The organism is Pseudomonas tehranensis (assembly GCF_014268615.1).
In the GTDB taxonomy this organism is placed as follows: Bacteria; Pseudomonadota; Gammaproteobacteria; order Pseudomonadales; family Pseudomonadaceae; genus Aquipseudomonas; species Aquipseudomonas tehranensis.
On the sequence record NZ_JABWQV010000041.1, the window covers coordinates 21,561 to 29,695 of the forward strand.

Genomic DNA, 8,135 nt, shown 5'->3' on the forward strand with positions numbered 1-8,135 from the left:
GCAAACACCTCCTGTTCGCCGACTACTGGGCGAGGATGCCGCCCTCGGGCAGTTGCGGGTTGAATTCATCGAAAAACGGATAGTGCCCGGGTCGCAGCGGGTGAATGACGACAAAAGTCGTCACGCCGGGCGACAGAACCTTTTCGACCCGCAGGGGCGTGCTCTCGAATTCCGCCGGCCCCTGGCCGACGTTTTTCAGCACGATCTTGAAGCGCTGCCCGGCCGGCACTTGCAGCAGCGGCGGAGTGAAATGCCCGTCGCGCATGCTCAACTCGTAAGTCAGCAGTTGGGCATGGGCGATTGAAGGCAACAGCAAGCCGGCCAGCGTCCACCCGGCCAGCTGTCGCGCTGTTCGGCTCGTCGCGCGCCGCATCCTCAATACCCGCCTTTTTTGCCAATCCCGGCATAGACGAATTCGTAATGCAGTTCACAGCGCTCGAACCATGGCGCCACGCCTGTTTCCTTGTCGGTATGACGGCCGAGGGAGCCATGGCCGCCGGGCGGCAGGACGGTGAAGGTCAATTGGTATTTGCCGGGACCGAGCAGCTTGACGTTGTCGCCATAGTGCGGCCCGTCATTGGCGACCATGGCGTGGAAGTCGCCCTTGAGCGGGGTGTCGTTTCCCTGTTTTTTCAGTTGGAACGACACGTTGAGGTAGGGCACGAAGCTGCCTTCCTGGAAACCCTGCTGGTTGTCTGCCGTGGCGCGGATATCGGCCTCCAGGTGAACGTCAGACTCGGCGGTTGGGCGCATCATGCCGGCCGGGGCCATTTCGATCGGTTGCAGGTACACCGCGCCGACCTCCAGGCCCGGGCACATCTGCGGTTCGCCAATGGGGTATTCCTTGGCCTGGGCCAGCGGTGTGAGAAACAGCAGGGCGAGAGACAGAGGAGCAAGGGTACGCATGTGAAGACTTCCTGAGGACTAAGGGGATGGCCGAGTCTAGGAAGCTTTGCTGCGAATAATAATGATTCTTGTCAATTTTCAGGGCAATTTAACCGACCTTGAACGCCGGTCCAGCCGTGCGGACCCTTCTTGATCGACATCAAGGGCGCCTTGGCCCGGAAACGGTAGGATACGGGTACACCCATTGGTTATACGGGGTCGTCATGGCAAAGCCCTTTCCCATCAGTCCGAAACATCCCGAGCGCATATGCTGGGGCTGCGACCGCTATTGCCCGGCCAGCGCCTTGGCGTGTGGTAACGGCGCTGATCGAACCATGCACCCGGCCGAAATGATCGGGGAAGATTGGTACCTGCATGGTGATTGGGGGGTGGAGCTGGTCGACATTAGTGCCAAGGTCATCGATCCAAGCGCCACTCGCCCGAAGGAATGAAGTGAACCTGTGGCGAGGGGATTTATCCCCGCTCGGTTGCACAGCGACCGCAAAATCCTGGGGCCGCTGCGCAGCCCAGCGGGGATAAATCCCCTCGCCACATCCGTCCCGGACGGGGATCACAACTTCGGCAACTGCCCGATCCGCCCCATCATCTCGGTCACGATCTGCAGGTCCAGCAAAAACTGCTCGACCGTCTTGAACTCGTTGTCGTTATGACCGGTGTACTTGACGTCGGGCATGGCCAGGCCGAACTGCACGCCGTTGGGCAAATCATGAACCGATGTGGCGCCAGCGGAGGTGCCGTACTTGTGCTCCATGCCCAGGTTTTCGCTGGCCACGGCCAACAGTGCCTTGACCCATTCACCGTCAGGGTTGCGATACATCGGCTCATCGATTGAATAATCGAACGCCACGGCAACCTCCGTCTTCTTGCTCCAGGCGGCCAACTTGTCGGTGATTTCAGCCTTGAGCGTTTCCGTCGGCTTGCCCACCGGCACGCGCAGATTGACCGCCAGCTTGAAAGCGTTGGCATCCATGCCGACATACGTCAGGGAAGCGGTCAGCGGGCCCATGAAAGCGTCGGAAAAGCCAATCCCCAGTTTGCTTCCCAGGTAGTCCAGGCCCCAGTTATCGGCGGCATAGCGGGCGGCATCGGTGATGTGGTTGTGCTTGAGCGCAACCTTGCCCTCGAGGCTGTCGATGAAGCCCAGCATCCTCGCCACCGGGTTGACGCCGGACTCTGGTTCTGAGGAGTGGGCGGAGACGCCGGTGAAGGTCAGTTTGACGTCCTTGCCGACGACCGCGGTGGTTACCTGGAAGTCGCCGCCATTGCCCTTGGCATACTCGGAAGCGGCTTTTAGCAGCGTGGCGGCCAGTTCCGCAGGCTGGTCGTCCACGAAGGTGCTAACCGATGTGGACGGAATCTGGTTGGTGGCCAGGCCACCGGTCATTGCCGTGATCTCAGCGCCTTTGCCCTGGGCCTCACGCCGGGCGAAGCTGGCCATGACGGTGCCATAGCCTTTTTCGGCAATCACAACCGGGTAGCCGCCATCCAGCGCCAGGTTGTAGTTGGGGGTTGGGTTACGCTCGAAGTAATAGGGGATGGCGTCGCCGGTGGTTTCCTCGGTGGTGTCTACCAGCAGCTTGAAATTCCTCGCCAGCGGCAGCTTTTCTTCCTTGATGATCTTCATGGCGTAGAGCGCCACGACGATGCCGTTCTTATCGTCTTCGGTGCCCCGGCCGTACATGCGGTCGCCCACCAGGGTGACCTTGAACGGATCCAGACGAGTGCCGTCTTTCAATACCCAGTTTTCCGGGGTCACCGGCACGACGTCGGCATGGGCGTGAATGCCCACGACTTCGTCGCCACTGCCATGCAGTGAAATCTCGTAGACGCGGTTGTCGACGTTGCGAAAGTCCAGGTTGAAGGCTAGGGCAAGGCGCTTGATCTTGTCCGCGATCTTGAGGAACTCGGGGTTCTCGTGCTGGGCAACGCCGTCCTTGCGAAAGGTTGGGATTGCCACCAATTCGCGCAGGGTTTCCGTGGCGGCGCTACCGTATTTCACCCGTGCATAGAGGCCGAGCAGACGATGGATTTCGTTCTGCTGCTCAGCCGAAAGGGGCTTGTTGTCGAGGAACGTGCTGATGGCCGGGCCGAGTTTGGCGGTTTCGGCCAACTCGCTCTTGGCCACGTCTCCCAGGAACTGCCTGAAGTCGGTGACGGAGGTGTCAGCGAGGGTTTCAACGAGGGCCGAACTCTGTTGCGCAGTGATATTGGCCAAGGCGGGTGGGGTGATCGACGCCAGGCTGGACAGCAGCAGGGTGGTCACGGCCAGGTGCTTGAGGGATAAGTTCATTGGTAGAGGCATTCCTTTGCGGACGGTTGGAGAGACGTGACTGGTTGATGGAACACTCACTTACAACCTAGCACCGAGAAGGACCTGCCGGGAGTTTTGTAATCAACACTCATGCATGCTGATCCATTGGCGAGCAGGCTCGTTCCCAGGCCTGACTGGCAACGGGTGCCCGCAGGGGGCACCCGTTTGGCGGGCGTGGCAAACATTGATAGGCCAGCGTGCATTTAACAGAGCGGTCGATAAAGAAGTTGGATTCGTGCGGGAACATTAATTAGAATCACTCTCATTTGATCGATCCCTTGCACAAGGCTTTTTGACATGTCTGATGCAGCTACGCCAACGGAGCGTTCCTTGCACGCGTTGTACCGAGACCACGGTGGCTGGCTGGAAGGCTGGTTGAGACGACGCATGGGCAACGCCTGGGATGCTGCGGATCTGCGCCAGGATACGTTCCTGCGCGTACTGTCCAGCGCTCAGCCATTGGCCGATCTGCACGAACCACGCGCTTATCTGCTGACAGTCGGCAAGCGCCTACTGAGCAATTTTTACGCTCGCCGCAATCTGGAGCAGGCCTACCTCGACGCCTTGGCGAGCTTGCCCGAAGCGTGCGCACCCTCACCGGAGCAGCGTTGGCTGCTGCTGGAAACGTTGCAAGCCCTGGATGAATTGCTCGATGGCCTGCCGGCTCTGGTGCGGCGGGCTTTCTTGTGGAGCCAGCTCGAAGGCCTGGGCTACCGAGAGATCGCCGAGCGCATGCAGGTGTCGGAGCGCACCATCAAGCGCTACATGGCCCAGGCTTATGAGCATTGCCTGTTGGTGGACTTTTGATGCGCCAGGCCCCTTCGCCTGAAGCTCGCGAAGTCGCCCGGGCGGCGGCTCGCTGGCTGGCCATGATGGAGTCTGGCGGGGATGACTTCGATTGCGCCGCGCTGCAACGCTGGCGCGACAGCAGCGCCCAGCACGAGGCGGCCTGGCAAAAAGCCCAGCGATTGCGCCAGCGTTTCGCCGGGGTGCCGCCATCGTTGGGCATGGCGACCCTGGATCGCCCGGCATTGCCCCGTCGGGCGGTGCTCAAGCGCGCGCTCGGTGTTGCCGCCTTGGTGCCCACGGCCTGGTGGCTGGGGCGAGAGCTGCCGCTGGAGGTCTGGCGCGCCGACCTGCACACAGCCACGGGCGAACAGCGGCGCTGGTCGCTGGCCGACGGCAGCGCCTTGCAGTTGAACACCGACAGCGCCCTGGACCTTGACCTCAAGGCTCGACGCCTGGTGCTGGTGCAAGGGGAGATGGCCCTCAACGTCCAGGGGGCTGCACCATTGGCCATTCAGGCACCGTTCGGCCTGATCTCCGTCAGCCGTAGCGAGGTCTGCGTACGTCTGAGTGAGCGCAGTTGCCGGGTGTCGGTCCTCAGTGGTTCGGTGCAACTGCAACCGCTGCGCGGGCCAATGCTGACGCTCAAGGAAGGCGAGCAGGTCAACCTCTTGGCCTCGGGCGCTGGACCTGTGGGGGCGTTCGACGTAGCGCAGTTGGGTTGGCGTGACGGTGTGCTTGTAGCGCAGAACCAGCCGCTGGGGGATTTTCTCCGTGAACTGGGCCGTTATCGCTCAGGTTTATTGCGTTGGGACCCCGTCCTGGAGTCGCTGCGGGTGACCGGCAGCTTCCGTCTGGAAAACACCGATCGCATCCTCGCGTTGCTCTCGGCCAGCCTGCCGGTGCACGTGCAAATGCGCACCCGATACTGGGTCACATTGACGCTTCGCAAAAATACTGTCTGACGCCTGTCCCCTTTTTTTGTCTCGCTTGTCATTCAAGGCAACTGAACAAAAATGAGAGCTCCCCCCAATGTCCGCAGTCGTACCTTTGCGTTTTCGCCCGGCCTTTGCCGACCGGCGTGCGCTGTTGAACCTGAGCCTCGTGCTAAGCCTGAGCGCCAGTCCATTGTTCATGTCCTCCAGCCAGGCCGAAGAAGCTGCTCGACGCAGCTATCAGGTGCCGGCCGGCAGCCTCAGCGCCGCGCTGACCCGGTTCGCCGGCCTGGCGGGTGTCAACCTGTCGGTCGACCCGGCCCTGGTGAGCGGGCGTAACAGCGCCGGTCTGTCGGGTGAGTATGCCGTGGAGGAGGGCTTTGCCCGACTGTTGCGGGGCTCGGGTCTGCAACTGCAGCCAGTGGGCGAGCAGGCTTACATCCTGACCCCGGCCCCGGAAGGCAGCAGCTTGCAACTGGCTCCCACCTCGATCATGGGGGCCACGAGTCTGGCGCAGGGCGAACCCTATGCCGGGGGCCAGGTGGCGCGCCGCGGCTCGCAAGGCTTGCTCGGGTCGCGGGATTTCATGGAAACCCCGTTCAGCATGACCACCTATACCAGCGAAGTGGTCAAGAACCAGCAGGCTCGTACCCTGGGCGACCTGATCGCCAGCGACCCTTCGGTTCGCGCCACCAATCCGGCGGGCGGGCGTTTCGAGCAGTTCACCATTCGTGGTTTCAGTCTGTTCAACAGTGACGTCGCCTACAACGGCCTCTACGGCATCCTGCCGACCTATTCGATCGATATGGAGATGGCCGACCGCGTCGACATCATCAAGGGCCCGACCCAACTCATCAACGGCGTCTCGCCACGTGGCAGCGTGGGGGGCGGGATCAATGTGGTGCCCAAGCGGGCCACCGACAAACCCATCACTTCGTTCACGGGCAGCTACGCCTCCAACAACCAGCTCGGCGGTGCCGTGGATGTCGCCCGGCGTTTTGGTGAAGACAACAAGTTCGGCGTTCGTTTCAACGGCGTGAAGCAGTCCGGCGACACCGAATGGGATCACCAGAGTGTCGACCGCGACATGGCCGTGCTGGGCCTGGATTTTCGTGGCGAGCGTTTGCGCCTCTCGACGGACATCGGGCGCACCGAGCGCGATACCGACGCGCCGCAGGAGCGCGTACTGGTCGGTGCCAACGCACAGGTCCCGCATGCCAGCGATGTGCGCCGCAACTACGCTCAGCGCTGGAGCAAGGCACGTACCCAGGACACTTTCGGTACAGTCAATGCCGAATACGATGTCAACGATTCGGTGATGCTGTACGGCGGCGCAGGGGCGCGTAAAAGTGATCATGACTTCCTGCGCCATAACGTTTCGGTCAGCAACGATGCGGGCGATTTCAGCGTTCAGCCCCGCGACTTTACCCGGGATGAAAATGTCCGCACGGCCACGGCCGGAGTGCGCAACTGGTTCCATACCGGCCCGGTGAGTCACGAGATCAACCTGGCCGCCAGCTATTTCTACATGGACTTCACCAATGGCGGCGCGCGTTATGCTTCGTCTCCGAGCAACCTGTATGACCCGGTGCAAACGCCGACGCCGGGAGACCCCACGCGCCAGGACAACAAGGTCTATACGGAAAACCGCTCCACCGGCGTAGCGTTGTCCGACACCCTGGGTTTCTTCGATGATCGACTGCTGCTAACCCTGGGCACCCGCTGGCAGCGGATCAAGGTTGACGACTGGACGAATAACGTCAAAGGCGCCACCGCGTACGACGAGGAAAAGATGTCGCCGTCGGGCGGGATCCTGTTCAAGGCCACCGATAAGCTGTCGCTGTATGCCAACTACATGGAAGGCTTGAGCCAGGGCAAGATCGCGCCATCGACCTCGGTCAACGAGGACGAAATATTCCCGCCGTTCATCAGTCGTCAGGTCGAGGTCGGTGCCAAATATGACGCGGGTGCGCTCGCCGTCACCGCCGCCGTTTTCCGGATCAAGCAGCCTGCCTATGCGACCGACGCCACGACCCGTGTCTTCGGCCCGAACGGCAAACGTGAGAACACCGGGGTTGAATTGAGCATGTTTGGTGAGCCGCTCAAGGGGTTGCGTTTGCTCGGCGGGGTCATGTACATCGACAGCGAGTTGACCGACACCACCAATGGCACCTTCGATGGCAATCGGGCGCCGGCCACGCCCAAATACAACGTCAACCTGGGCGCCGAGTGGGATGTGCCGACCGTGCAGGGCCTGACCCTGACCAGCCGCGCCATCCACTCCAGCGCCCAGTACCTGGACCAGTCCAACACCAAGGAAATCGATTCCTGGGAGCGTTTGGATGTGGGCGCGCGCTACGCGTTCAAGGTGGACCAGAAGAACATCACCCTGCGTGCCAATGTCGAGAACGTCGCGGACAAGCGCTACTGGAGTTCCGCCGGCGCCTCGGATGACAGTGAGGCAGGCTTGACGCTGGCAACGCCGCGCACTTACCTGCTTTCGGCCACCGTGGACTTCTAGGCCGGTGTGCAGCTTCAGGGATGAAGCTGTTTTTCAGGCGTCACGGAACAGGTCGTGGGCATCAAGCAGTCGCCAGGCGATTTCGGGACGTTTTTCCAACCCGCGTCGAATGGCGGTGGGGATCGACTGGCGAATCTTGCGGCACAGGCCGGGCTGTGCCTGGAACTCGATGGCGATGCCGCGCATGGTGCGCACTTCGTTGTAGCCCGGTTCGACGGTCAGGCGGATTCCGAGGTTCTCGTACATACGCTGCTGCAACCGTTGGAGTTCGTCCAGGCTCTGGATATTTTCCAGCCGTTCGAGCAGGCGTTTTTCTTCCTGGCGGTTAAAGCAAAGGATGCGCAGGTCACTGCCCGGGGTTTGCAGCAACACATCACGCCCGCAGTCACAGACACCAGGCGGGCAGGGGGGACGGATTGGAATCGACGCAGTCATGGGCTCCACAGGTCAGCAACAATCGAACCGCCCCTGAATGTCTCGGCGGTCCAGGCAATGTGATGCCTGACGGCATGCCGGTCAACCCTGGTGAGTGGCCGCTTGTCTAGCGCCGTTGCGAGCGGGCGCTGGGCCGAGCCCCGCAGCACCCATGTAGGAGCGGGCTTGCTCGCGAAAGCGGTGCTTCAGCGGGTAGTAATGCTGGATGAGCAACCGTCTTCGCGAGCAAGCCCGCTCCCAC

8 protein-coding genes are annotated in these 8,135 nt (G+C 61.7%); 4 read left to right on the forward strand and 4 right to left on the reverse strand.

Going from position 1 to position 8,135, the window contains the following annotated elements:
• Nucleotides 1-22: 22 nt before the first annotated feature.
• Both HU811_RS10050 and HU811_RS10055 read right to left on the reverse strand, forming a co-directional pair.
• Nucleotides 23-373 (reverse strand): cupredoxin domain-containing protein, encoded by a 351-nt coding sequence (locus tag HU811_RS10050; RefSeq protein WP_186655604.1) that lies wholly within the window; start codon nt 371-373, stop codon nt 23-25.
• A gap of 2 nt (nt 374-375) precedes the next feature.
• On the reverse strand, nt 376-906 hold the full coding sequence (locus HU811_RS10055; protein WP_186655606.1) for an iron transporter: 531 nt from the start codon (nt 904-906) through the stop codon (nt 376-378).
• 203 nt (nt 907-1,109) lie between these two features.
• Between HU811_RS10055 and HU811_RS10060 the strand changes: the two genes are divergently transcribed.
• Nucleotides 1,110-1,337 carry a DUF3079 domain-containing protein gene (locus tag HU811_RS10060; protein WP_092398604.1) on the forward strand — a complete coding sequence of 76 codons (228 nt, stop codon included), beginning with the start codon at nt 1,110-1,112 and terminating at the stop codon, nt 1,335-1,337.
• 119 nt (nt 1,338-1,456) lie between these two features.
• Here HU811_RS10060 and HU811_RS10065 read toward each other — a convergent pair whose 3' ends face one another.
• The gene (locus HU811_RS10065; protein WP_186655608.1) at nt 1,457-3,196 is read right to left on the reverse strand and encodes a dipeptidase; all 1,740 of its coding nucleotides are present in this window, start codon (nt 3,194-3,196) and stop codon (nt 1,457-1,459) included.
• A gap of 318 nt (nt 3,197-3,514) precedes the next feature.
• On the opposite strand from HU811_RS10065, the gene HU811_RS10070 reads away from it, so the two are divergent.
• The 3 genes from HU811_RS10070 to HU811_RS10080 all read left to right on the forward strand — a co-directional run bounded on the left by HU811_RS10070 (nt 3,515) and on the right by HU811_RS10080 (nt 7,459).
• Nucleotides 3,515-4,024, forward strand: coding sequence for a sigma-70 family RNA polymerase sigma factor (locus HU811_RS10070; protein WP_092398382.1), 510 nt, complete (start codon nt 3,515-3,517; stop codon nt 4,022-4,024).
• Complete coding sequence (locus tag HU811_RS10075) at nt 4,024-4,968, forward strand: FecR family protein (protein WP_186655610.1); 945 nt, start codon at nt 4,024-4,026, stop codon at nt 4,966-4,968. The genes HU811_RS10070 and HU811_RS10075 overlap by 1 nt, the downstream gene beginning before the upstream one ends.
• Nucleotides 4,969-5,035: 67 nt before the next feature.
• Complete coding sequence (locus HU811_RS10080; RefSeq protein WP_186655611.1) at nt 5,036-7,459, forward strand: TonB-dependent receptor; 2,424 nt, start codon at nt 5,036-5,038, stop codon at nt 7,457-7,459.
• 33 nt (nt 7,460-7,492) lie between these two features.
• Here the strand turns inward: HU811_RS10080 and HU811_RS10085 are convergent, their stop codons facing one another.
• Nucleotides 7,493-7,894 carry a hypothetical protein gene (locus HU811_RS10085; protein ID WP_092398375.1) on the reverse strand — a complete coding sequence of 134 codons (402 nt, stop codon included), beginning with the start codon at nt 7,892-7,894 and terminating at the stop codon, nt 7,493-7,495.
• Nucleotides 7,895-8,135 lie beyond the last annotated feature (241 nt).

What these genes read in the sequence shown, in the direction of transcription:
- HU811_RS10050 (WP_186655604.1), bottom strand. Translation starts at nt 373, where the DNA reads ATGCGGCGCGCGACGAGCCGAACAGCGCGACAGCTGGCCGGGTGGACG.
- HU811_RS10055 (WP_186655606.1), bottom strand. Translation starts at nt 906, where the DNA reads ATGCGTACCCTTGCTCCTCTGTCTCTCGCCCTGCTGTTTCTCACACCG.
- HU811_RS10060 (WP_092398604.1), top strand. Translation starts at nt 1,110, where the DNA reads ATGGCAAAGCCCTTTCCCATCAGTCCGAAACATCCCGAGCGCATATGC.
- HU811_RS10065 (WP_186655608.1), bottom strand. Translation starts at nt 3,196, where the DNA reads ATGAACTTATCCCTCAAGCACCTGGCCGTGACCACCCTGCTGCTGTCC.
- HU811_RS10070 (WP_092398382.1), top strand. Translation starts at nt 3,515, where the DNA reads ATGTCTGATGCAGCTACGCCAACGGAGCGTTCCTTGCACGCGTTGTAC.
- HU811_RS10075 (WP_186655610.1), top strand. Translation starts at nt 4,024, where the DNA reads ATGCGCCAGGCCCCTTCGCCTGAAGCTCGCGAAGTCGCCCGGGCGGCG.
- HU811_RS10080 (WP_186655611.1), top strand. Translation starts at nt 5,036, where the DNA reads ATGTCCGCAGTCGTACCTTTGCGTTTTCGCCCGGCCTTTGCCGACCGG.
- HU811_RS10085 (WP_092398375.1), bottom strand. Translation starts at nt 7,894, where the DNA reads ATGACTGCGTCGATTCCAATCCGTCCCCCCTGCCCGCCTGGTGTCTGT.